Genomic DNA, 25,534 nt, shown 5'->3' on the forward strand with positions numbered 1-25,534 from the left:
TGGGCCGACCACCAGCTCGACGCCGAGTAACCGCGTCACTCAACACGAGCTGTCGCCTCCAGCTGACAACAGGGCGAACGTTGGTTGATGCGGCACTAGGGCGTGTTTAAAATGAGCCGGCGGTAGCACGGGTTCGGTACTGGGCTGCGTGAAGGGATAACAGGAATCCACCTGCTGGGCGGGGCTATCCGCGTAGGGTTGGATGCATGATCATCTGGCTGAATGGCACCTTCGGTGCGGGCAAGACCACGACCGCCAAGGAACTGACCTCCCGCATTCCTGACTCCAGGCTCTTCGATGCCGAGAAGGTCGGGGAGATGCCCTGGCACGTGCTCGGAGTCCCCGAACGTGACTTCCAGGATTTCCCGCCGTGGCGAGGGCTGGTGGTGGAAACCGCACGGCAGGTTCTCGACTACGTGGGCGGCACCCTGGTGGTCACCCAGACAGTACTGGTCGAGCAGTACTGGCAGGAGATTCGTGGTGGTTTGATGGAAGCCGGAGTTCCCGTGCACCACTTCTTGCTGGACACGGACCAGGACACGCTGGTGAGGCGTATCGAGACCGACATCAAGCCTGAGAGCATCAGTGCTCGTCAATGGCGCCTTGATCACCTGGGCGAGTATCAGCGCGCCCTGTCCTGGCTCCGTCGGGAAGCCCAGGTAATCGACACCACCGATGTCGTTCCATCCGACGTCGCGGAGATCATCATGGAAAGTCTGTAGGTCGGCTGGCGGGACCGACGAGCGGATCAGCCTCACCTGCCAACACGCAGCCGCACTGACCGCGTTCGCCTCCCGGTCGGAGGCTCCTGACCCCAAGACGTGTTCGGGGCGTTGAACTTCGTTGTGGAACGATCTTCGGGTGGCTCGTGGAGATCTGACAGACGAACAGTGGGCGCGACTGGAGGCGGTGCTGCCTCCGTCACCGGTAATGGGGCGCAAGCCTCGGGACCGGCGGCAGATCTTCAATGGAATCTGGTGGCGGGCAAGGACCGGCTCTCCCTGGCGGGATCTTCCCTCACGATATAGCCCGTGGGAGACGGCGTACTCGGTGTTCCGGCGCTGGCAGATCAACGGGACCTGGGCCCGCATTCTGGAGAAGCTTCAGGCCAAGACCGATGCCGCCGGACACATCGAGTGGGAGGTCTCCGTCGACTCCACTGTTTGTCGGGCCCACCAGCACGCCGCCGGAGCCCGGAAAAGGGGGACCACGATCCGGGCCGGACGGACCAGAACGGCCTGTCCGCCGAGCCGGACGACCATGCGATTGGCCGCTCGCGGGGCGGCCTGACGACAAAGATCCATCTCGCGGTCGACTCCTCCTTCCACGTACTGGCTACGGCTGTCACCGCTGGCCAGCGGGGTGACGCTCCGCTGTTCACCGAGGTGATGGATCGCATCCGAGTCCGCGTATCGGCGGGCGCCGCCCGCGCACCCGGCCCATTCATGTGCTCGCGGACCGCGCGTACTCCTCCCGCGAGATCCGCGATTACCTGCGTCGACGGCAGATTCCGCACACCATCCCGGAGAAGCGTGACCAGGCAGGCCACCGCCGGCGCCGAGGATCGGCAGGCGGGCGCCCACCGGGCTTCAACCGCGAAAAGTACGAGCGCAGGCACAAGATCGAGAACCGGATCGCCTTGCTGAAGCAGGCCAGAGGCGTCGCAACCCGGTACGACAAGCTTGCCGTCCGCTACGAGGCCACCATCCAACTCGTCCTGATACGGCAAACGCTGTGACTACATCTCAAACACGCCTTAGGGGCTGTTCGAGGTTCAGATCATGTGGTTGAAGTGAGGAGCTTCAGCCACATGATCGATCCGCGGAGGTGGAGTCCGGCCTTGTAGCTGTCGGGAGCTTTGTCGTAGCGGGTGGCCAGGGCCGCGCCAGGTCTTGATCTTCTGGAAGCAGCGTTCGGCGGTGTTGCGCTGGCACGAGACGGCGCGCGAGCTGCGGATCCGATTCCAGGCGGCGGCCACCTGGGCGTTCTCATTCCATGTCAAGTTAGCGCGTTGAGATTTCGAGGGCGGCAAAAGGTCTGATGGCTGGGCGGCTCACGTCGTTGCCCGGCGCGGCACGGCCGTGCTGTTGGCCGATCAGCCGCGTGATCGCCGCAATGCCGTCCGCGCCTGGATTGCCGCCCTGTATCCACCGACTGGATCAAGCCCATGGGGCGGCCTGCACCCGGATCGGCTGGCGGCGGCCAAAGCGTCGTCGAGAGTCTCGGTGGTCAGGGCCGGGCTCAGGCCGCGGCTGGCAGCGCTCTGTTCCCAATAGCGACGTTCGTGCATGAGTAGGCGGTCTTCCACGCCTGCTGCCCCACCCGGCGCGTTGGCCATCCCCCGGAACCTGCCCACGAAACTCTCCGCCACCGGCCGTACGGTGTCCAGCATCTGTCCGAACGACCGCTCCGCCCGGGCTACGGAGCGCCCTCCGCGCCCGACTCGGACGAGGGTTTCGTCCACCTCACGGATCTGAACACGGATCGCTTCGTCACTGCCGTCCCTCAACGGCACCTCGACCGTGTGGACAGGGCGTTCGCTCACTGCAACCTCCAGCACCCGGGGGAAGAACTGTAGCGAAGTCAATAGCCGCTGTGCTCAGCGGAGTTGTGGGCATCCAGCCACAGCCGATGTACCAACTGCTGCGGGACGGGCAAGTGGCGAAAGTGACAAAGGTGCTCCCGGCGCCGCCCTCACCGCTCCGGGCAGATCCGTATCCATGGTCCGCGGCGGGCGATGTCCCCGCAGTGACCTTGCGACTGCGGAGCCGGCCCGGTCCGGCGAGCAGAATGATCACGCTGACGCTCGTTCTGACCCGTTCAGTCTGAGGGGCCTGGACATCCTGAACCGGCTCGTGGACGGCCTGTCGCAGTCCGGCCAGTGACGGCCTGACTGTGCAGTGCGGCCGATGCGCTGTTGGAGCCGGTCGCGCAGGACGATCTTCCGGGTTCCGCCGGGCGCAGCAACTGCGTGAGGCGGCGGGGCCGGGGAAGGACTGCATCGTCATGGCGCTGATCGCGCGCCGGGAGGCGGTGGAAACGGAGTCGCGGCGCAACGTGTACTCGCTGCGGCCGTGCCGGAAGCCACCGCCTCCCGGTGTCTGGCGTCAGCAGACTCCATGGTCCTGCGGTGCGGCGTTCCGCCTGAGCGTGTGGGACGGCTGATGTGATCATTTACGCGTTTGACCGCAGGGTTCCGCTTCAACTCGCGGGCCCGCTCAAGCGGTTGTGAGCCACGGCCGATAACTACCTGTACCTGTCTGTTGCTTCTGCGTAGTGTCCTGCGCTCGTGACTCGTATTTCGTACGCGTGTCGCATTTCTCTACAGGGAAGGACACACGCTTCGTGTCTTCACACAGACAACAGACGTCACGTCGCAGGGCGCGCTTCGCGGCTGGGGCGGCGCTGCTCTTGGTGGCCGAGGCCGCGCTTGTCGCGGGCGGCAGCGCATCGGCCGCGCCGATTTCCGGGCCGCGGACCGAGCGGGCCGAGGCAGTTGGTCCCTCCGGGCAGGAGATCTGGGAGTCGGACCTGGCCTGGGCGGCAGAGCACACGAAGGGCTCGATTGCCTGGGCCATCACCCGGGCGAAGGCGACCGGGAAGAAGATCGTCGTAACGGACGAGACGACTCCCACCACGTACACCGTCGCCAATCCGGACGGCACCCTCACCACCGAGCTCACCGCCGGCCCGGAGCGCGTCTGGAAGAACGGCGTGTGGAAGAAGGCCGACGCCACTCTCACCGAAGCCGCCGACGGAAGCGTCGTCTCCCGGGCGCACCCGGGCGGCCTGCGCCTGGGCGGCAGGAGCGGCACCCTGCCGAAGTCGCTGCGCGCCGGGCAGGAGGACACCGCCCGTGATCTGGTCACCCTGGGCAGTGGCGACAGCGCGGTGACCCTTCAGTGGAAGGGAGGCCTGCCGAAGCCCGAACTGGACGGCACCCGTGCCCGCTACAAGAACGCTGTGCCAGGCGCCGACGTGATTGTCGAGGCCACCCGTACCGGCTTCGAGCAGTTCGTGGAGATCAACGAGCGGCCCGCCGGCGCCTACACCTACACGCTCCCGGTCAAGGCCAAGGGGCTCAAGGCGAAGGCGAACAAGGACGGCTCGGTCACCTTCACCGACGCCAGGACCGGCGCCCGGCGCGCCACCATGCCCGCCCCCGTCATGTGGGACTCCGCCGTCGACAAGCGCTCCGGCGAGCACACCAACCGCGCCCGCGTCGGCATGAAGGTCATCGAGAAGGGAGCCGGCGAGATCGACCTGGTCGTCACTCCCTCGGCGACGTTCCTCGCCGACCCGGACACCCAGTACCCGGTCACCGTCGACCCCTCGACCTCCGCGCTGGCGAACACCTTCGACACCTACGTGCAGCAGGGCGAGAGTGTCGACTGGTCGAGCGACACCGAACTCGACCTCGGCAACCCCGGCACCAAGAACCCCGACGGCACCCCGCGCAGCGCACGCTCCTTCATCACCTGGAACACCACCCCGATCCAGGACGCGCTGATCGTCGACACCAACCTGTCGCTGTGGAACTTCCACTCCGGCAACACCGACTGCACCGCCCAGAAGTGGACCGTCTGGGACACCAGCGCTCCATCCACCTCGTCCCGGTGGACAAACCAGCCCACCTGGAACCAGGAGTACCACTCCTCCACCGAAACCAAGGGCTCCCCGGACTGCGCCGCCCAGCCCGACGGCTGGATCAACGCCGACGTCGACGCCCTCGTCCAGTCCTGGGCGTCCGCGAAGGCCACCCGCGGCCATATGGGCCTGCGCGCCACCACCGACGACATCAGGGCGTGGAAGCGCGTCAACTCCGGGAACAACACGGCCAATCAGCCCAAGCTGTCCGTCACCTACAACTACCGTCCCTCGGACGGCACGGACCGCCAGGCCGGCGCGCCGTTCAAGTCGTACGCGGGCGTGTGGGGGGTCAACACACTGACCCCCACGCTGCGGGACACCTTCACCGACGCAGATGGCGACAAGGTCAGCGGCACCTTCCAGGTCTACGACGCCGCCACCGACACCCCCATCACCACCCCGGCGGGTGAAGGCCTGCTCGTGTCGGGCACCGTCGACCAGGGCAAGCCCGCCTCCGTCACCGTCCCCGCAGGCCAGCTCAAGGACGGCAGGACGTACAAGTTCCGTACCAATGCCTACGACGGCACCCACTACAACCTCAACTGGTCACCCTGGACGCAGTTCGTCGTCGAAACGGCTGCCGCCGGGCAGCCCACCTCGCTCCAGCCGGGCGATTCCTACACGATCACTGATCGTAAGATCATTGCCGACCCGGCCAAGGTGCAGGAGACCTTCGCCAGGGACGGCAACCTCGAAGCCCTCGGCCTGAAGCCGACCCGCGGCCCCTCCGCCCCGGCGGCCAAGAACACCAGGGCTGTCTGGGAGCGCAGTTACACCACGCCCAGTACGAAATTCGCCGGAGGCAGGAAGCCTGCGGATCAGTATGAATACATCGCCGACGTCGACGAATGCTCCAACGCCGATGACTCGGACAACGCCGTCGGCTACATCAAGAACCGGTTCTCCTACTGCCAGGAGACCCTGACGCTCATGCCGGCCATCAAGTGCGGCCTGTGGCCGCCGGGGTGCTATCTGCAGGGAGAGTTCATCGCGACGAACACCCTGATCGGCAGGGGGAAGATCGGCGGTCTGGACGGCAGTGAATACACTCGCCACGCCGACTTTGATCTGAACATCGACGTCCACTGGTTGGGCGGGGAGTTCGCGAAGCCCGGTGCCAAGCTGAAGGCGACCTTGCCGTGCGAAGGGTCATGGAATGCCGGGAATGCGGATGCCAAAGAGGCTGAAGCATGCTATTCCGGACTTCATGAAGAGCGTGAAGACTCTCCCACTCAGTGGCAAATCAACGGTGACACGCAATTCGACTTGTGGTCATCAACGCCACACTTGCCCAGCGTGGAGGGCGGTGAGCAGGTAGCTGTAGGTAAGTTCACACCTACCTTCGAGTTCACCCTCCCTGGCTATGGCCAGTTCATTCCGACAGAGGGCGAAGAGGGAGAGATCCGTTTCGACAGCGCCGCCTACAACCCCTGGGCCAAGGTCGGTTCCGTCTTCCCCGACGCAACGCCTTCTTTCCGCTACGACAAAAGCGACACGAGCCACGCCGGGCCGCCGGTGGCATACACCGGAGTCGAGGCAGTGGCCCGGCACATCGACGAGGCGCGCAAGGACCCGGGCAGCACCGTGCCGACGAAAAACGGCAAGAAGCTGCCCGGCGGGGAGTCGTTGCAGCCGTTGCACCGCATCACGAGTTCAGCGGGGGCTACGTACGCGGAACGCTACGAGGCCAACCGCAGTACAGTCTCTACCACCTGCAACAGCCCTGCGGTGCCCGGTGGGCCAGCAGAGGGGAAGGACTGCGACGAATATCCCTTCGCGTCCACCGCCGAGGGGGCCGCGCGATACAAGTACGAGGGCGACGAGTACCGCGATGACTTCTCGGTCCGGTACATCGACTCGAAGGAGAACCAGGAAGCGGGCAGTCGGCTCGGTGCCTGGTACCACAGCGACCGGATCCTGAACTGGGAAGCCTTCACGGTCACCATTGGAGACTGAGTGATTCTTTTCGTGTCCAGGTGAATAAAATGCGGGGCCGTCCCATCAGGGGCGGCCCCGCAGCCCGGTTACGCCATCTCAACTCCGGTGCCGACTCTCCAGATTTGTACCAGGCAGAACTGATCCTTTCCATTCAGCTCGGCTTCGTGGCCGGCAGGTGTCGTCAAGGGATCTCGAGGGCCTACCAAAGGAGAGGTGAAAGGGCCACGTTCGGGATTGAATACCCACTGCCATCGCATTTTGTAGGTACCCGGTGAAGGCAGTACCAGATCGGTTTCCTCCACCCCGTTATCGATCGTCGCAACACCTAGTTCGCCCTCGGGGAGTACCACCTCTGCCTCTTCGCGACCAGACCACCGGGCAGGAGGAACCGGAGGTGCGGTGGACCAGGATTCCAGACGTATGAACGTGTTGATCACCTCGGAGGGCACCTGCAGGTACACCATGCCGGGGGCGGGGAGCAGCCAGTTGGAGCGATCTGCATCCGGAGTGAATGTGTCGACAGTTGTGTCCACCAGCCCAAACAGGCGATAACTCGGGGAGACTGTCGTCTCGCAAGCGTCCAGCAACCTACTCAATTGGCACCTCTCTCACCGACAGACGGTAACGGTGCCCATTGTGCCCTACTGATCATTTCAGGATGAGGTGGTGACGGGCTCGTCAGTGAGGTCAGGCGGCTGCCTCTTCGCCTTCGCCGTCAGACCTATTGCCACATTCCCTTCTTCCCTCAACGCTGTGTCGGCCCCGATCCCATGAGCGGTCGAGCGCGATACCGGCTTCCTTCCCTACGGCTACGGCGGTCTGAACGCAGCCCAGAACATTGACTACGCGGGCCTGGAGTGCGTGCAAACGGTGGTGGCCAAGGGCGACGGCCCCCGTGAACATCTGTACAAGGACACGACCTACGATGCCCCGAAGTGGCCCGCGCTGTGCGGCCGCACAGCGATGCACCCGGCATGGATCCACGTTTCCGGGCGGCAACCGAGACACGTTTCGATCAGCTTGGGCGGGACAATCCTGAGCTCGACCTCAGACTGGAGATAGCAGATTGAGTTACCACTTTGAAGTGGGCGGCGAAATGCTCTGGGACGCAGGCTTTCGCACTGGACAGCTATACGCCGCCCTCACTCGTGGGGCGGCCGAGTTCCTGGAGCTACCGTCCGGCCTGACCCCGAACGACCAAGGGGGCTGTGACGTGGAAGTGGAGTCGTTCCAGGTCTTCGTCGAAGCCTTGGACGGCATGTACTCCTCAACCCAAAATCAGGTGCTCCACGGACTCGCCCACGATCTACTCCTCACCTCCCTCGTACTGCTGGAGCGGGCGGGAGGTGAGATTACCCTGACTCAACGGCACGCAGCAGCTTTCTTGGAGGAGAAGCCCGCCCGAGCAAGGCTCATGGGGTAACGCCCAGCCAAAACAAGGACTGCTCCGCCGGATTCCGTTCCAGCGGAGTAGCCCCGAGCTGGTATGGCCGAGCGCATCGTGCCCGGGAAGGTCACGCAGCGCGGGGATGGCACCGTCTCGTCCCCCGGATGTCGTGAGCCCTTTCCAACCTGGCGGCGGAGCTGGGACGTTGGGGCAAGCAACGGCCTGTGCGGAACGACGAAGCTCCTGGCAGGCGAGTTCTCGACCAAGATCACCCATGCCGCCAGAAACTTCGTGTACTTGTCCACCCCGCGTCGATCGACCTGCCCAGCCGTACCTTGCGGTATCTGAGCAGGCAGCTCGCCGCACGGCAGAGGGAGATCGGAACGCGGTGGTGGCGCCTGCTGATTAGACACTCCCGACACAGCACAAATTGCAGCGCCGTCTCACCGCTCCGCTGAGCAGCGTGCACGGTCGGGGTGCCGAGAAGGCCGGGCCGGGAGCGGGGGGTCGGCCCGGGAGAGGCGATGCCGAGCGGGGCATGAGGGGCGGGCGGACGCGTTCCTCACGCCTGGTGGCGCATTGTTCGTTCTCGCCCGTCCCTGAGATAGAGGGCCAGGCGGACACGGTTGTGGCTGCGCGAGGCGGCCCTGGAGGCAGGCATACCGTTCCTCGTCTCGCCGGTGTTCGAGTACGCGGGTAGACGCATGAGATGGACGTCCCAGCTCATATTGACCTTTGGTAGGACGGGTGCGGGGCGGGTCAGCTCAGGCTGAGCTGTTCTCCCGATGGGTGTGGCAGAGCGCGTCCTGCAGGCGGTGGATGCCCGCACGCCAGGGTCCGCCATCCGTCGGCCCACAGATCCATCAGCTCGGACGGGTCGGTCAGGACGCGGTCGAGGGACTGGAGGGCGAGATCGCGCAGGCCAGTGAGATCAGGAAGCGGTTCTTCCGGCCCATATACGGGATCGGTCGGCTCACCTCCGGGACACTGCGCGGCGACGAGCGCGGCCGCGGTAATGGCTTCCTCAGATTCGGGTGCTTCGAGGTAAGCGGCGGTGTCGATCACGCGTATGAGAGCACTGCGGACGATGCCCTCATGTTCGCCTGCGGCGGCCTCATCGAGATTGCCACCAAAGTCGGCTGCGGTGTCGTTGCCGAAGGGGCCGACGTCCCAAGTGCCCATGCCCTCTCCCGATCATGTTATTGATCAGGGCATCCTGGCAGAGGCCACTGACAGGAGCCGTGCAGTCCAGAGCGGGATTTCAGCCGCCTGTGACTGGTCGAGATAGAGGTCACGGGACCGCGATGTCAGCCACCCATGTCAGTAAGGCGGGCTGTCATCATGCTCGGGTGGCCCACGACATAGTGTTCTTCCTTGCCTCCGACGGCGAAGCTGCAGCTGCGGCGCGCCTGCGGGGACCTGGTGCAGCCTTTGAGTCTGTGACCTGCCGTTTCATTGAGCCGGATAGTGCCATCGCCGAGTGGGACATGTACTTCCAGGAGCCTTCGGCCGGGGCCCCGCCGGTTGAGCAGCTCCTTGGGTGGGCGTGGCCGGAGTGGGTCACGGCCCCCTTGAACGATGGCGTTGAGGTGTTCGCTCTGCCGAAGCGTCTGACCCGAGCGCTGGCCGACGCGAGCTCCGCCGAACTCGAAGAACTCGCAGGCCGCTGGACCACGCGCCTCCGATCCGGAGGACGGAGACGACATGACCGACGATGACCTGCTGGCAGTCCTGCAAGGTGTTGCCCGCCTCGCAGCGTCTGCGGTGAATACGGGTGGCGGCCTCTACAGCTGGAGCTTTTGACCGTCCCTCCGCGAGTGACGCTCGTTTTTGACGCCGATGCACGCCAGGAGCTCGGTCCTGGTGGAGTCGAAGTACAGGGTGAAGAACCAAGATCGGTTTGCTGCGACGATGTTGCCGGTACGCAGTTGCTCGTCGCGGTGCCGAGCGCGGAGGATCTCAACGGTCTCGTCGAGGCCGAGGGTCGTCAGGCCGATCTTCAACGACCGTTTCAGCCTTGTCGCAGCGATGCCGAGGACCATCCACTGCGGCGGCTGTCCGTCGTAGAGCATGACCTCGCCGCCGGCGGCGATGGCGTCGCGTGCTGTCTTGCAGGCATTGGTTTGCTCTTTGAGCATCACGGTGATGTCGGGCTGACTTGGGCTCTGTTCCTTGGTGGCCATGCGGCGACTGTAGGGACCGAACGCAGGCGTTGCTACGGGATTCGGCGTGACGTGCGTAGGGCTCTGGGACAGAGGTGGTCGTGACAGGTAGAGCTGCAGACTGGTGACATAGTGGTCAATCGGTCATACCAATCCCTGGCTGCAAGATCCCTCCCACGCCTGTATCTTCCAGCCCCTCGTATCAGAGCAGGGCTTCGCTGCGGTTGGTGGTCGACCACACCGGCTCGATTGGCGGGCCGAGGTCCGCGAGCACGTCCAAGAGGATGTGGCGGCGCTCTGCGTACGGACGCGGGCGCAGGTCCGGGCTGCCCGATCCAGGGTGGGCGGCCGCGGTCTTGGACCACCACAGCCAGACTTCGTGCGAAGACCGGTTCCCTGGCCGGTGCACCGAAACCGTCCCGCCCCGGACCAGGCAGGCCGCCCAGCTCGAAGAACTGTCGCCCCGCCACCCGCCATGACCGGTAGAGTCCTCGCCACCGGCGAGGCGTATGCCCGCCCCGCCCACCACAAGGTGGGCACCGAACCGCGACGCACAGCATGGACCGGCCGCTCAACACCTATGACCACTGATGCGCCTCGCGCCGGGCAGAATGAGTGGCGTGGCCAACGGGAGAAACAGTGGCTTCACGCTGCCGCTGGGGGCGACAGGTTTCTTCCGGCCCAAGGACAGCCCGCTCCCGGAGACTGAACTGCGGGCGTTTCGCGCCGCTTTGTATGCCGCTGCCCGCGTCGCCGGTGGCGAAGTAGGTGAGGTGGAGGAACGGGAGTACCCCCGGACCTTCCACACCGCAACGGTCGTCGGACGCGGAGGTGAGAACGTTGTCCTGTGCCATGCTCACCACCCCTGGGTCGCCTTCGCCAAGGAACGGCGGGACTGGTACGGAGAGGACTTCCTCGCGCCGCCGCCGTGGGCTCACGCCTTCGCCAACGCGGGCTTCACAGTCCTGAGCAGCGAACGACTCGCCACACCGCTCTCCGAGGTGGACACCGCAGTGCTCACACAGGGCGAGTGGCGTGAGGTCCGCTTCTACGGCATCACCACGCTGGGCGGAGTCCTCTTCAACGCGTGGGACTGACCTCCACGCAGGAAGCGCCGTTCGACGCCGGACGTTAAACAAGCTCACAGCCATACCCGGAACCCCTGGGCCCGACGATCTTACGAATGACCGCCTCAGACCCACGCTTGGAAGGCAGGACAAGTTCAGGCAGAAGGACGATGCCCCGGACGGCGAGTACCCTCTCACTTCTCACTTTCGGGCGGCCTGACCACCGGGGCGAAGATGTGCTTCGCCGATAACTTGCTGGTCAGGCGCGGGCAGGCAGTGCTGTGTTTCAGCTCAGCCGGTAGCCGAGGAGTGCGAGGCCGGCGGCGGCTGCGCGGTGCTGGTAGGCGCGTAGTCCGGGGGTACCGGGGGGTGCGGGTTTGCGGGCGTTGCGGTGCCAGTGGCCGGTGAGTGCGGCGAGGAACGACGTGGTGGTGTCGGGGCTGGTGGCGGTGGCGGGGTGGTCGCGGAGCAGGCGGGCGATGTCTGCGGGCGAGTGTCCGGCGAGGACCAGCTGGGCGGCGAGGGAGGCGGCGTCGATGCAGGCGGGGCCGGTGGTGGCGTGGGCCCAGTCGACGAAGGTGACGCCGCGGGACCGGTCGCGGACCATGTTGTCGGCCCGCAGGTCGCCGTGGACGATGCGGTCGCCGTGGACGAGGGCCGGCCAGGCGGCTTCCAGTTCGGCGAGCTGCGGCAGGTGGGCGCGGGTGTCGGGGGCGAGGTCGGGCGGCGGATCGGCGGTGAGGTCGGCCCAGCCGTGGAGGGCCGCCGCCGTAGAGGGTGTGGTGCTCACCGCCGTGGTGTACGCGGCCGGGGCTGGGCTGGAGGTGAGTTTATCCAGGAGGGCCCAGGTCTGCCCGGTGTCGGAGGAGGCCGGGGAGAGGTCGGGGTGGGGGCCGTCGAGGTGGGCGATGACGACGGCGGTCCAGCTGTCGGCGCGGTGGACGCCCAGCAGGTCGGGGGCCGGGGCGCCGGTCGGCAGTGCGTCGAGGACGGTGGCTTCGTGGAGGTTGGCGGCGGTCAGCGGGTCGTCGTCGGGCGCCGCTTTGACGAAGACCCGGCGGCCGTCGGCCAGGCGGAGGGCGGCGGCGAGCTGGTGGCCGAAGCCGCCGGCGGGGGTGACCGCGTCGGTGACGGGTGCGCCGAGGGCCTCTTCGAGGCGGGTACGCAACGGCAGGGGGACGTCGGTCCAGCGCAGACGGCCGCTGATGGGCGGGACAGGCACGGGGCAGCTCTCAGAGGTTCGGGAAACGGGTGGCAGGTTGATGGGGGTGCGCGCCGAGCTGGGCCGCGAGTCAGGGGCTGAGGGGCGGGGTCCTCAGTTCTCCAGCTCGGCGCCGGGTGCTCGGCGCCGCATCACGCGCATTCGCCTTGTCCTCTGGGTGCAGAAGGAAAGAGGGGCGCCGCTGGGGCGCCCCTCCACTGTAGTGGGGTTATGGGGCACGCGCTGTTGATTGGGGCAGGTGGTCCATCAGGGACGGCCCGATGCTGGTAGGCCCGGGCAGGAGGTGATCAGCCCCGGCCGCGCGCAGGGCGGCGGGTGGGTGCCAGCCCCAGACGGCGCCGAGGGCGAGGACTCCGGCGGCGCGGGCCGCGGTCATGTCGCCGGGGCTGTCCCCGACGAACAGGACGTACTCCGGTTCGACGTGCACCCGCTTCAGCGCAGCGGTGAGCCCGTCCGGGGTCGGTTTGGGCGGTGCGTCCCGCCCGAACTCGCCGCCATGGCAGGCCGCCCACATCACCCGCCGCACCATTGCCGCTGGCACCCGGGCCCGCGTCCGCACCAAAGCCGTCCTCATCACCCCCACCCCCACCGGCACCGGCTCCGGCCGCGCCGGTGCCCAGGCCTCGATATTGGCCGGTGTTCGCGTTGGCGGATCACTCGGGTGACGCTTTCCTGGTGGGAGAACAGTTTCGTGATTGCCTCGACGGCGCCGGTGTGCTCGCGGTGGCCGTGTTGGCGGGCCGGAGTTCGCCAATTCTTCAGATGGGCAATGCGGTGCTGTACCCGAATGTGCCGCGAGGGGTGCGCTGTGCATTTCCGACCCCACGTCCCAGTGAATCCGGAAACCGTTGAATAATTATGGTCGATCCCGGCCCTAATTACTGTCCAGTATCCTATTCAAGGATTCAAGGTCATCTGGGAGAATGGCAAGGAGAACGTTACCCTCGTCTGATCGGAATTCGACAATGCGGGCAAGTGGATTAATTCTCATTGCTTCTCGCATTGATGGGCGTCTCACTCCCGTTCTTTTCAATCCTGTCGGAAGCGAAAACCCGTCCTGCTGTTTGGATGAGGGACGCCAGGAAAGTTCTTGCGAAGCGGAATCGATGAAAAGATGTCCGCGAAGCCACTGAGGAGTCCTGGCCGTAACCTTCAGCATGCACGAAAATCTCACGACTCCCGGTGCTGCGGAACCGGTATATTTTTGCCGCTTTCGGTGGATGTACCGCGTTGTGGCGAAGGCGATGACCCCCAGCAGGGCTAGCTCTATCATCCTCGGATTAAAACATGCTTGCCGCGGATGAGCCACCGTTAAGAGATCAGATCCGTTACGCGCAGTGTGCCCGAGAGTGCCCCAAGGGAGCTGCACTTGATGGTGTGCCCTTTGATTGCCCTGAAAGTGAATATTGTGGCGCATAGAATCAGGAAGAATGCGGCCACGGATGCACTTCCTTGCCATCCGACGGTGAGTTGCATGAGCAGTGTGAACGTCAGCCATATTGTCAGCGCAAAGCGACAGCCGCGCAGAACAAAGAAGACCCCCACTTGTTCCGGTCTGGCGGGGCCCAGTCTGCTGTTTCCTACTTCGATGTGGTTGCGAGTTGCACAGTATTCTCTGTTCACGCTTCTCCGTATACCTGTGCGGCCGAGCTGTCGTGGGAAGAAGTGGAAAACTTCTTCCCACGACAGCTCGACTGGGCTTATTACTTGAGGAGGCCGCGGTTTCGCCACAGCAGTGGCAGCCCGCCCTGTCTTGGACCGGTAACGATGCTGTTCACCCGGGCGTGTCCGCCCTTAACTGCCCATCGCGTCATGGACAAGCTCCCCCCCTTCTGTATGGCCCCTAGCATACCTCTGCCGAAGAGGGTGCCCATTGCCATTCCTTTTACCTCTGCTTCGGCAGTTCGCAACATGAACTTACCGGCACCTTCTCTGCGTTCTTCTTCAGAGGAGACGGACAAATGAGCTCCCAATCCCGCTGCGAATATCGCTGCCGCACCGACGGCAAACAGTCCGGCACCGCAAGCCACGGATGCTATGCAGGCTGCAGTTCCTGCCATTGCGGCAAATCCTATGCCCTTGTCCACGAGCCAGTGATTCCGCCAGTCACTACTGCCGAAGGTATTGTCCAACCTCTCCCGGGTGTTTTCCCACGCGGCGTCGAACTTCCCCCTGATGATGTTGCCCCAGATCCCGTCTTGTCTGCGGCGTTCTGCGTCGGCTTTGTCTTTGTCGTCCTTGGCTTGTGCTTGTTCGGCTGCTCGGGCTCTGGCTTGGGCTTGGGCTACTTGTGGGGATTTCTTGCCTGGTGTGCTGATGGCTTTGCCGTTGGTTCCGATGTAGGAGCCGATTTCGTAGCGGTTGCCGGTTGAGGCGTTTTTGACGTAGCGGGCGGGGTCGCCTTTGACTTGTCCGGTGCCGCCGATGGGGTAGCCGTTGCCGCAGAGGTCGGCGGGGCACAGGCCGGTGGGGTCGGACTGGGTGATGGGGTTGTTGTGGGCGTAGCTGTAGGCGTTCATCTGGGCGGGGGTGTTGATATCGATGACGGGGTCGACGGAGAGGAAGCGGCCGAGGGTGGGGTCGTATTCGCGGGCTCCGAGGTGGGTGAGGCCGGTGGGGTCGTTGGTGCCGCCGACGAAGCCGCGGGTGCCTGGGATCTGGTTGCTTTCTTCGGTGCGGGTCTGGCCGAAGGGGAGTTGTTTGCGGCGGGTGACGGCGAGGGTGGTCATGCCGACTACCGCCATGGCGGTGCCCTGGTGGTCGGGGAGGAGGAAGGAGAAGCCGTTGCCGGTGCGTATGGCGACGGTTTCGTTGCCGTGGGTGTAGTAGCGGACGGCCTGTTTGGTGCCCGTGCTGGTGGCTTTGAGTTCGTTGCCGCCGGGGAGGGTGAGGGTCTGGCTGCCGTCGGCGTCTTTGGTGATCATGCGGTTGCCGTCGGCGTCGTAGAGGTAGCTGGTGGTCTTGCCGGCTTCGGTGAGGGTGGCGAGGTGGCCTTCGGGGTCCCAGGTCAGGTTCTGGGTCCGGGTTCCGATGGCGCGTTGGGTGGTGTTGCCGGCCTTGTCGTAGGTGAAGGTGCTCGTCTGTCCGTTGTTGGCGCCGCCCTGGACGCTGGCCTGCTGTACGGCGTGCGGGAGCCCGGCCTTGGCCGCGGGATGCGTGTACGTGGTGGTGGCGTCCGTGCCGGTCTGCGCGCTGGTGGCGTGTTCGACGAGCTTGGTGCGGTTGCCGAGGGTGTCGTAGCTGTAGGTCTGCCAGTAGGCGTCGGGTCCGCCGACGGTGGTCGTCGTGGGGGCCGTGTCGCAGTTGGTCTTGGTGGTCCATGCTTCGCCGAGTCGGCCCAGGAGGTCGGTGGTGAAGCACTGGTTGTCGACGGTCCTGGCGGTGTCCTGGCCGCTGGCGGTGGTGATGCCGGTGATGTTGCCGGCGGGGTCGTAGGCGTACGCGGTGTCGTCGATGCGCTGCGGGGCGAGGTCACGGTCGGTGGTCTGCCGGGTCATGAGTCCGGTGTGCTCGTCGTAGACCTGGGACTTGTAGACCTTCTTGCCGAGTGTTCCGTATTCGGTGCGTACGGGGCGTGAGAACACGTCGTGGGCTGTGGAGTTGACCAGCGTGATGGATCCGGCGGTGGTCTTCTGGGGGAGGTTGCCCTCGCTGTAGATGGTGGTCTGGCGTTCGCTCGGCAGGTCACCCACGGCCGGGTGCTTGATCCACTCCTGCTGGCCGGTGTAGGTGTTGTAGCCGAAGGTCCACGTGTAGGTCCCTGCGAGCGTTCCGGCTTCGGCGGGGACGGTGACGGTGCTGGAGAGGGGCTCGTAGCTGTCGTTGTAGGAGTCCGCGGCCGTGCGGTACTCCTTGCCGGCGATGAATCGGCTGCTGGTGGCCGGCTGGCCCTTGGCGACGGTGTCGTAGGTCCACTTCGCCAGAACCGTGCTGCCCTGCTTGACGTCCACCTGGCGGCCCAGCGGGTCGTAACCGGTGGTCAGGGTGATGCCACGGGCGTCGGTGGTCGAGACGGCCTGCCCGAGCTTGTCGTAGACCGTGGTCGTGGCGCCCTTGTCGGGGTCGTCGGTCTTGGTCTGCTGGCCGCGGCTGTCGAAGGTGTAGGCCCAGGTGTTGCCGGCCGGGTCGGTGACCGCGGTCGGCTCGTTGTACTTGCCGTAGGTGTAGCTGGTCTTCTGGAACGCGGTGCGCTGCGTGTTGGTGTATTCGAGGCGTTCGGTGGTACGGCCGCGGGCGTCGGTGATGACCGTGGTCGCGGTGCCGCCCTTGGGCGGTATCACCGTGGTCCGGTCGCCTTCGTAGACGCTGCTGGTGCGCCACTTCTCGTCACCGAAGGTGCGGGAGAGCGCGGCGGTGATGCGGCCGGCACCGTCGTAGAGGCTTTCGGTGGCGGCGGGGACCTTGTTGTCCGCGCCGGTCACCAGGGTTTTCGAGGGTGCGCCGGTGGCGTAGTAGGGGGAGTAGGTCTTCCAGGTGAAGCCGCGAGTGTCGTACAGCGTCTCGGTGATGACGCGGTCCTTGGTGCCGATGGCCGGAGACTGGGTTTCCCTCTCGCGCAGAAGTCCGTCGTAGAGCGTGTAGGACGTGGCGTAGGAGCCGTCGTACTCCAGGGTCTTGGTCGCTACGGAGTTGGCGGCGGTCTTGGAGATCGTGTAGGCGAACTCGGCGGACGGCTGGGTGGCGTGGTCGGCCTTGGGCCAGCCGGGGTTCCACACCTTCAGTACCCGGCCGAGGCCGTCGTGGACGGCGTCGGTCCGTTTGCCGTTGGCGTCCACGTTGGCGGTGGCGACCCCCCGCGCGGGGTCGTACTCCACCGTCAGCGTGTGACCGAGGGCGTTGGTCTCGGTCTTCGACGCCGGGGGCTCGATGGTGGCCGGGGTGTAGGCGGTGGTGGTCGTGTTGCCGTCGGCGTCGGCGGTGGTGAGTTCCCGCCCGTGCTGGTCGTATGTGGTGGTGGCGGTGGTCAGGTAGCCGGTGCCCGCCGCGTCCTGCTCTTCGAGACGTGTCTCGTCACCCTTGGCGGGAGGGGTGGTGTGGCTGGTGGCGCCGTCGTAGTAGTACCGGGCCAGCGAGATCAGGTCGGCGGGCAGGGACGGTGTGGTGCCGCAGGCTTTCGCGACGGTCTTGATCTCGGACGGCAGCGTCAGGAGGTTCTTCTCGGTGTTCTGCGCGTAGCTGGTGGTGGTGCATTCCTCGTCGCCGGCCTTGGCGGTGTCGCCGAGCCGGGACTCGGTGAGGACCTGGCCGTCGGTGTCGAAGGTGCGGTCCGTCTTCGTGGTCCGCCAGCCGGCGTCCACCGCGGTACGGGTCTTCTCCGAGGCGATTGCGGTGGCGTAGGCCTTCACCGCGGGCAGTCCCTCGGGCCGGGACTCGGTCGCGGTGGCCGCGGACATCCACGGTTCGTAGCTTGTCGCGGTGATCAGCTTGCCGCCGTCCCCGTCGAACGTCGCCTCTTCCCGGGTCATCCCGGCGAACGGCGCACGGTCGGTGACGGCGACACCCTCCTGGTCCTTGACCTGGGCGCCGTCGATGCCGCGGCCGGTACTCCTTCAGCGTCTGCTTGTCGGCGCCCGCGCCGGTGCGCACCTGGAGGCGCCCGTAGCCCTTGCGGTCGTCGTAGGTGAGGTGCTTGGCCTTGGTGAACTCATCGTCCCTGGACTTGGCCCAGGCCAGTCCGTCGAGGTAGGTGTAGTCGGTCTGCTTGACCGGTGCTCCGCCGGTGTTGTCGGACTCCAGAACCCGGGTGACCACGTAGGAGTGGAACCAGTCGAGGTGGGGCTCGTAGCCGGCTGCCGGTGCGTCCGGCGGTGACCACATGACGGGGTAGCAGCGGCGGATGTTCGAAGCGGGGGAGGGGACGTCGCCGGCTTTGCAGTCGGGGTCCGAGTAGGTGACGCCGATGGTGCCGCCGGTCTCGGTGTCGATGCCGTAGACGCGGTAGCGCACCAGCGGGGGTACCGGGTCGGCGCTGCCGTCGCGGGTGGTGGCGCCTTCGACGCGGTTGGCCAGTTGCTGTCCCTTGAAGGTGACCGCGGGCATCGTGACGTCGCCGGTTCCGGTGTGGCCGGTGTGGGTGACCGACTTCAGCCACAGCGCGGGGTCGGTACCGTCACCGGTGGCAGGGAAGTCGTGGTCGAGCTTCCAGGTGTCGACCGGCTGGTAGGCGCCGCCGGTCAGGACCGAGGTGTCGATCTGGGTGAGCCGCTTGCGGGTCCAGTAGGACGGCGAGTAATTGTCCTTGCACTCGGTGCCGGCGGCGCAGTACTGGTCGAAGGGCACATCGGGCCAGTTGCCGGCGTTGGCCTTGTCGAAAGTGCCGCAACTGCTCAGGCAGCGCTCGGAGACGGTGAAGTCGATTTTCCCGGCGGCCTGTTTGCCGTACATGGTGTTGGAACGCAGGCCGTACTCGATGCGCTTGAGGTAGCCGCCCCGGATGTACTCGGTGGCCGTGGCCTCACCGGTGGTGTCGTTGACGTTGCGGCCGTAGGAGTTGGTTTCCTTCTCCCAGTAGTAGGCCATGGCGTCGGAGTGAGGGTCCACGACATAGTCGAGGTTCCAGCGCCAGGCCTGCTGGCACCAGGAGTCCTTGAACGCGGCGGCGTGGCAGGGTTCCCCGGCCTGGTTGCCGAAAACCGGCACGGTCCAGGTGGAGTTGGTCTCCGGCTTGCCCTCCACCCAGCCGGGCAGCCGGTTGTAGCCGAAGTAGTAGCGGGTGCCGTCGGGAGTCGTCACACGCCAGTACTCGCCGTTGTCGTCCCCGTTGCCCCGGTTGGAACTGGTGAGCTTGACGGCCTTGGTGCCGTCATCACCCTCCAGGCTCCATTCGCCCTCCGGATCGTCCTTGACGGAGTCGTCCTTGACCAGGACGGTGGTCTTTCCGCCCAGGTTCAGGACGGCGTTGTCCTTCTTCCAGCACTGGTCGCCGACCTTGCCGGTGGCGTTGCTGTCCTTCGTGTCGTCCGTGCAGGGGATGTAGCGGCGCTCGATGAATCCGGGCTCCATGGACCAGCCGTCGCCGATCCAGTTGGCCTGGTTGTTGGTGGCCGCCGTACGGCCGTCCACCGACTGCGAGGAGTACCCCAGCGAAATATCCGGCCGCGCCCCGCCCGGCACCTCAGGGGCGGTGATGTCGTACGTCCAGGAGAACCCGCCGTTACTGCCGCCGGCCGACCAGGATCCGGACGGAGCAAGCGGGGTGGCCTTGAAGTCACCTGACGCACCAGCCGCTGCCGCGGTCACAGCCAGGAGTACCGATCCCTGACCGGCGGTCAGGCCCGTGACCGAACGCGCCGGAGTAAGGGACCGGGTGACGGGGGCAGCCTTCCCCGTCTCAGCGGGAGCGGCGGCCGCCAGCGTCACCGCAGCGGACACGGTGCCACGCTCGGTGTCATTGACCGTCCCGAGAACCTTGCCGGTACCGCACCCCTTGGCTTCCGGCGTGGTCAGCGCGCAGCCCGGAAGCTGCTGCACCGTCAGGCGCGAGGCCCAGTCGCCGCCGAAGGACTGCCGGAAACTGTTGTAGCCGACCTCCACGTCGAGCGAACCCTGCTCGCCCTCCAGAGGCCTGACGGCCAGAAGGACACCGTCAACACCCAGTGTCGCGGCCGTCTTCTGGTCCAGCACCTGGACCTGTGCCCGCGCGGGGCCCGCCGACGCGGTGTCCTTTGCACTCGTCCGGCTCAGCTTGACCGGGAGGGAGCCCGCACGGCCCTTGGCCGCGCCGGTGCGCGGAACGTCCATCTGCGTGGTGCCTGCCGTCGGCCAGGCCGATGTCTGCGCGCCTTTCGGGGCGTTCCGCTTCGTCTGGTCCGGCCGGGAGATCGCGTGTTCCTCGACCGTGGAAGTGGGAACGGGGTCGGGCTTCTTGAGCTTCAGCAGCTCCAGTTCGGCTGCCGCGGCGACGGGGGCGCCCAGCAATCCGGCCACCAGATAGGCCACGAGGGACAGTGCCACCCATCGCACCGCCCGGACCCGTCTGTTGATCGTGCGCGTGGAACGGCGAAGCACCTTCGCCCGCAAACCGGTCACCAATTCCCCCCACGGGAAGTTCACAAAGATGAAGATCGAGAGGACCTTAGCAGGGTGCAATGGGGCTTAATAGCCCTTGAGTTGCGGGGTTAAACCCTGCTGACCGTAAGGCGACTTCCAAGTTAACAGCTGGCGTTCGTTGAAAAGCGTAAGCCCGGAAAAGTTCCCACCCTGCCGCCGCTTGGATGGCTGTGAGCTGGAGCTATGTCGAGGAGGGCGCAGGCTGACTCGAAGGGAAAACAGGCACAAAGATGCTTAGGTATTGATTCATCCCATTTGGATGAAAGGGCGTGCCGATCCTTACTCATGGCCTCGGATCTGTGTGGATCTCCCAGGCTATAAAGTGCGCGGAATGCTGTGTCTGAACCGAAAAGGAAGCGTGATGAGGTCACACCGGAAGAGACCCAACCGTGCGGCACCACACCGCCTCCATCTTGTTGCGGCTGCCGCCCTCGCGATAGTCGCTTCCCTCATAACGGCGGTGCCCGCAAACGCAATTGACGAAGCATCAGGAGCCTCCGGCGCGGCAGTGACGCCTGAGGCCGAAGCCCTGTCCCAAGCGGCGGAGTCGGGCGAACCGGTCGAGGTCCTCTCGCAGCGCACCGAGGCATCACAGGTTTTCGCCAACCCTTCCGGCACGTTCACGCAGGAGCGGTTCGCCACCGCGCAGTGGGTACGCCAGGGCAACAAGCTGGTGGACATCGACACCACTCTGAGGCGCGGCGCGGACGGGAAGATCACCCCGAACGCCACCGCGGTGGGCTTGGAGTTCTCCGGTGGTGGCGGAGGGCCACTGGCCACCATCAGGCGCGACGGACGCAGCATCTCCCTGTCCTGGCCCGCCCCCCTGCCCGAGCCCGTGATCTCGGACGACACCGTCACCTACCCCGATGTGCTGGCGGACGTCGACCTGAAGCTCCGGGCCGGTGCCTCCGGATTCGCCCAGCTCCTGGTGGTCAAGACCCCGCAGGCCGCGGCCAACCCGGAACTCAAGACCATCGCTTACGACATGTCCAGCGACGGTGTGGATGTCACCACTGACCAGTACGGCAACCTCAGCGCGGTCAACCCAGGAGGGCAGGAGCTCTTCACCGCCCCCACCCCGCGCATGTGGGACAGCACCACGAGCGACCCCGTCGCCCCCCTGACAGCTGCCAGGGCGTCAGGCGAAGCAGCGGGCGGCCCTCCGACGGAAGATGAGTTCGAACCCCAGCGCGGGGCCAAGCAGGCGACCATGCCGGTCGAGGTCAAGGACGGTGCCCTCGAACTGACCCCGGACCAAGAGGTGATGACCGGCAAAGACACTCAGTATCCGGTCTACATCGATCCCTACGTCGAGGGCTCCCGCCACTCCTGGACCATCGCTTACAAGAAGCACCCCGACGGCAAGTTCTACAACGGTGCGGGATGGGGCGGCTCCGGTTCCTCAACCTCCACCGCCCGCGTCGGGTACGAGGACGAGACCAACGGCCTGGCCCGCTCCTACTTCCAGATGAACTCCAAAAGCCTGTGGAGCACGAACAAGCAGGTCATCTCCTCCACCTTCCGGATCAAGAACACCTGGTCCTGGTCCTGTACCGAGACGCCGGTCGAGCTGTGGGGCACCGCCGCCATCAACTCCTCCACGACCTGGAACAACCAGCCCGCCAAACGGGAACAGCTCGCCACTGTCACCGATGCCAAGGGCTGGGGGAGCGACTGCCCCGCCGGCAACCTCGCTTTCAACACCACCGCCGCAGCCAAGGACGCCGTAGCCGGAAAGTGGCCGACCATCACCCTCGGCCTCATAGCTGGCGACGAAACCGACGTCTTCGGGTGGAAGAAGTTCGACGCCAAGACCGCGGTCATGTCCACCGAGTACAACACGTCCCCCAACGCCCCCACCGGCATGGACACCGTCCCCAGCACCAAGAACACTTCCGGATGCAACACCACGCCCTACGGACTCATCGGCAACACCGACATCTACTTGACCGCCAAGGTCAGTGACAAGGACGGCGGCACCGTCAAGGCCCACTTCAACCTCTGGGCAGCCGGCTACCATCCCAGCGACCGCCCCGACGGTCTCCTCGTTGTCGACCAGACTCTGTCCGTCACCTCCGGCACCGTGGCCAAACTCAAGATCCCCAAGGCCACGCTCAGTAAATACCTCAGCCTCTCCAACGGCGACTTCGCCTGGAAGGTCCAGGCTCAGGACGCCAGAACCAGTACCGGGTTCTATCCCACCCCCGCCGCCTGCCGGTTCATCTTCGACCCCAACCGGCCCAGCACCCCGCCCGCCATCACCTCAAGCCAGTTCCCCGACGGCAGCGACGGATGGCCTTCCACCACCGGATCCGTTCGCAGCGAGGGGACCTTCACTCTCTCCAGCGGCGGCGTCACGGACGTCACCAAGTACGAGTACTGGACCGACACCGACCAGACCGTCCGCACCGCGACCCCTTCCGGCACCGGAGGAAGCGTCAGCGTCAAGCTCACTCCCACGACAGCCGGTTCCAACCACCTCTACGCACGCAGCCTCGACAAAGCCGGCAACAAGTCCGACAGCGCCGACTACCTCTTCTACGCCAACGGCCTGAAAAAGCCCGACACACCGGGCGACATCAACGGCGACGGCAACCCCGACCTGTGGGCCGTGGACAAGGACGGCACCCTGCGCCGCTACTACGGGGCAGGCGACGGAACCCTCACCGAGAACACCAAGACCGCCTCCGACTTCAACTGGACCGGAGCAAAGATCACCCACCGCGGCGACTGGACCGACGACGGCTACGAAGACCTCATCGCCCTGCGCCCCGGCACCACAGGCGTCAAGAGCCTGTCGATCCATCCCAACAACGGCTTCGGCTTCGCCTGCACCGACTGCGAGGGCGACACCACCGACCGCCAGGAGCTGACCGTCTACGACCCGGCCAACAACCACTGGAGCGACGCCGACGAAATCCTCGCCATCGGCGACGTCGACGGCCCCCTCGATATCGACAACGACGGAACCCCCGACGTTCCCGGCTACCCCGACCTGCTGGTCCGCAACGGTGACCTGCTCTGGCTCTACTACGGAGCCGCGGACTACCGCCTCGACACCGACCGCGAACCCATCCTGATCGGCGCCGATGGCTGGAAGGACATGGACCTGTTCGCCCCCGGCGACACCAACGCGGACGGCCGCGTCGACCTGGGCGCCCGCGACCGCACCACCGGCGACATCTTCATCTACCGGGGAAGCGGGGACGACGGGGACGGCCTCGCGGACCAGAGCACCAAAATCCAGGCGGGCAGCCAGTTCACCGTAGCCGCCAACCCGCTCATCACCTCACCCGGCGACGCCGACCACAGCGGAGCCTTCGACATCTGGTACACCCGGAAAACCGACGGCGTATCCAGCCTGATCGCCTACCTCGACCTCGGCACCGACCACAAGACGAAGGTGCCCGTCGCAGGAGACTGGACCGGCTACCAGACCATCAGCTGAAGCCCGGAACATAGGCACACACCGTGGTGCCGCGCCGCTCCCTGCGGCGCGGCACCACGGTTATTGTTCGCACGGCAACGGCGAACGGGCCGGAAAACGGACCGCCCGGCGCTGAAGCTCGCTGCTACCGGCCGGCCGGACCCTCAGCTCCCCGGCGGGATCACGGATATCTCAGCCGACTGCTCAAGGACGTGGCCCGGTAGTCGCCAGTGGATGTCTCTGTCGTTATCGGTTGTCCAGGACGAGAGGACCCCCGCGTCTGTGAGGCCGGCAAGGACCGGACGAAGTCGGGACTGCGCGGGCAAGCCGCAGACCCGGAGCAACTGTGCCGCATCCCAACTGCCCTCAACGCCAACAGGGGTATGGGCGCTGAGAGCAAGCGCGGTCACACGCGCGGCCGGGCTGAGCCGCCGCAGCCGTCGGTCGCCGGTTATGCGAAGGGCCCATCCGGCGGCGCGCGTACGTTCATGGCGCGGCGCCGCGACACTGAAGTCATCCATGATCTGTGGCGAGACGCTGCGGTACCCGGATGCGTCGATCAATGGCAACCTCAGCCAGCGGGCATCCTCCAGGTCCTGCCACAGCGTGTAGTCGTGGGCCAGGCGCATGCCGCGCAGCAGGCCGGCCGGAAGCCGGACACGGCCCGACCTCCCGGCGCGCAGGGAACACTGCAAGGCCAGGAGACGCGCCCGCGCGCTGGCGGCCGGCAGGGAGGCGGCCAGGTAGCTGAGCATCTCCTGCACGCGGATCCGCTCGGACGCTGGCTCGCCCGGTGCGACGTCCGCGACGAGAACGGGCAGCCGGTCCACCTCACCCCGCACCAGTGGCGGCACACCTTCGCCACCATGCTGATCAATCGCGACGTTCCGCAGGAGGTCGTCCGAGTCCTAGTTCCATGGTGTGATGGCGACGACGACGCCCACCGGCTCCTGGACTATCTGGGAGGACCCGACGCGCTCCTCCCATTCGTGGCCGGCCCAGGATGTCGGCGTAGAAGCGGAACACCTCGGCCGCGAGCCGTGTCTGCGTATGAAGGGCGTTGTCGAGCGGGGCGCTCATCTCCGCGCTGATCACCTCGGCGAAGTCCGCCTCGCGTACCAGGATTCCGGCGGAGACCGCCGCAAGCAGCACCCGGCGGGTGGCGATGTCCGCCGCGGCCCGGGCGGGGAACGCGGCGCGGGCCGCGGCCACCGCGAGGCACACATCCTCGCGCGTCCCCGTCGGCACCTGGCCGACCGCACCGCGGACGGTGGGATCGGTCACGACGGTGTGCGGCCCGCCGGGCCCGCCGAAGGGGGCCTGCCACGCGCCGCCCACTCGGAAGTGCGAGCGTTCCGTGTCGAGGCGGCTCCTGGTGATGTGGGTGACCGGATGACCCCCATGGTCGTGCTCCTCAAGGGCGACTGGGGATTCGGTGGACGACAGCGTGGCGGGGCCGCCGGGGCAGGCACGCTTGGCTGGTTTCGAACGGTAGGTTGCCACTGATTCGAGAGTCAATAGAGCCCCCCGTATTGCTGACTCTTGAATCAATATCTGACCGTTCGCGTCGCCGGGCGACCGTCTTGGCAGACCAGCGGCCCGGAACCGAAGGTGTCCCGACGTCTGTCC

At 66.0% G+C, this 25,534-nt stretch carries 14 protein-coding genes and 1 pseudogene; 6 read left to right on the plus strand and 9 right to left on the minus strand.

Translation table 11 applies throughout. The features are described from left to right. Nucleotides 1-206 precede the first annotated feature (206 nt). Both M1203_RS36440 and M1203_RS36445 read left to right on the plus strand, forming a co-directional pair. Nucleotides 207-722 (plus strand): AAA family ATPase, encoded by a 516-nt coding sequence (locus tag M1203_RS36440; protein ID WP_249954158.1) that lies wholly within the window; start codon nt 207-209, stop codon nt 720-722. Nucleotides 723-861: 139 nt separating this feature from the next. After that, nucleotides 862-1,738: pseudogene (locus M1203_RS36445) on the plus strand (IS5 family transposase). Between the two features lie 357 nt (nt 1,739-2,095). On the opposite strand, the gene M1203_RS36455 reads toward M1203_RS36445, so the two are convergent. Then, nucleotides 2,096-2,560, minus strand: a complete 465-nt coding sequence (locus tag M1203_RS36455) for a CU044_2847 family protein (protein WP_308404960.1) — start codon at nt 2,558-2,560, stop codon at nt 2,096-2,098. 785 nt (nt 2,561-3,345) lie between these two features. Here M1203_RS36455 and M1203_RS39355 point away from each other — a divergent pair. After that, nucleotides 3,346-6,606, plus strand: a complete 3,261-nt coding sequence (locus M1203_RS39355) for a DNRLRE domain-containing protein (protein ID WP_374404785.1) — start codon at nt 3,346-3,348, stop codon at nt 6,604-6,606. Nucleotides 6,607-7,654: 1,048 nt separating this feature from the next. Continuing rightward, a complete protein-coding gene (locus tag M1203_RS39360) occupies nt 7,655-8,011 on the plus strand; it encodes a DUF6086 family protein (protein WP_374404786.1) in 357 nt (118 codons plus the stop codon). A gap of 723 nt (nt 8,012-8,734) precedes the next feature. On the opposite strand, the gene M1203_RS36475 is transcribed toward M1203_RS39360, so the two are convergent. Both M1203_RS36475 and M1203_RS36480 read right to left on the minus strand, forming a co-directional pair. After that, nucleotides 8,735-9,157, minus strand: a complete 423-nt coding sequence (locus M1203_RS36475) for a DUF4259 domain-containing protein (protein ID WP_249954159.1) — start codon at nt 9,155-9,157, stop codon at nt 8,735-8,737. A 602-nt stretch (nt 9,158-9,759) separates the two neighbouring features. Beyond that, complete coding sequence (locus M1203_RS36480) at nt 9,760-10,158, minus strand: hypothetical protein (protein WP_249954160.1); 399 nt, start codon at nt 10,156-10,158, stop codon at nt 9,760-9,762. Nucleotides 10,159-10,748: 590 nt separating this feature from the next. On the opposite strand from M1203_RS36480, the gene M1203_RS36485 reads away from it, so the two are divergent. Further along, the gene (locus M1203_RS36485; RefSeq protein ID WP_249954189.1) at nt 10,749-11,234 is read left to right on the plus strand and encodes a hypothetical protein; all 486 of its coding nucleotides are present in this window, start codon (nt 10,749-10,751) and stop codon (nt 11,232-11,234) included. A 256-nt stretch (nt 11,235-11,490) separates the two neighbouring features. Here M1203_RS36485 and M1203_RS36490 read toward each other — a convergent pair whose 3' ends face one another. The 4 genes from M1203_RS36490 to M1203_RS36505 all read right to left on the minus strand — a co-directional run bounded on the left by M1203_RS36490 (nt 11,491) and on the right by M1203_RS36505 (nt 20,379). Further along, nucleotides 11,491-12,426 (minus strand): phosphotransferase, encoded by a 936-nt coding sequence (locus M1203_RS36490; protein ID WP_249954161.1) that lies wholly within the window; start codon nt 12,424-12,426, stop codon nt 11,491-11,493. A 208-nt stretch (nt 12,427-12,634) separates the two neighbouring features. Then, nucleotides 12,635-12,967, minus strand: coding sequence for an HAD family hydrolase (locus M1203_RS36495; protein ID WP_249954162.1), 333 nt, complete (start codon nt 12,965-12,967; stop codon nt 12,635-12,637). Nucleotides 12,968-14,129: 1,162 nt separating this feature from the next. Next, nucleotides 14,130-17,240 (minus strand): RHS repeat domain-containing protein, encoded by a 3,111-nt coding sequence (locus M1203_RS39365; protein ID WP_374404787.1) that lies wholly within the window; start codon nt 17,238-17,240, stop codon nt 14,130-14,132. 196 nt (nt 17,241-17,436) lie between these two features. Further along, on the minus strand, nt 17,437-20,379 hold the full coding sequence (locus tag M1203_RS36505; RefSeq protein WP_249954163.1) for a hypothetical protein: 2,943 nt from the start codon (nt 20,377-20,379) through the stop codon (nt 17,437-17,439). A gap of 604 nt (nt 20,380-20,983) precedes the next feature. On the opposite strand from M1203_RS36505, the gene M1203_RS36510 reads away from it, so the two are divergent. Next, nucleotides 20,984-23,926, plus strand: coding sequence for an FG-GAP-like repeat-containing protein (locus tag M1203_RS36510; protein ID WP_249954164.1), 2,943 nt, complete (start codon nt 20,984-20,986; stop codon nt 23,924-23,926). A 143-nt stretch (nt 23,927-24,069) separates the two neighbouring features. Here the strand turns inward: M1203_RS36510 and M1203_RS36515 are convergent, their stop codons facing one another. After that, a complete protein-coding gene (locus M1203_RS36515; protein ID WP_249954165.1) occupies nt 24,070-24,759 on the minus strand; it encodes a hypothetical protein in 690 nt (229 codons plus the stop codon). Between the two features lie 19 nt (nt 24,760-24,778). Beyond that, on the minus strand, nt 24,779-25,408 hold the full coding sequence (locus M1203_RS36520) for an aldehyde dehydrogenase family protein (RefSeq protein ID WP_249954166.1): 630 nt from the start codon (nt 25,406-25,408) through the stop codon (nt 24,779-24,781). Between the last annotated feature and the right edge of the window lie 126 nt (nt 25,409-25,534).

Source organism: Streptomyces sp. 35G-GA-8 (assembly GCF_023534745.1).
GTDB lineage: Bacteria > Actinomycetota > Actinomycetes > Streptomycetales > Streptomycetaceae > Streptomyces.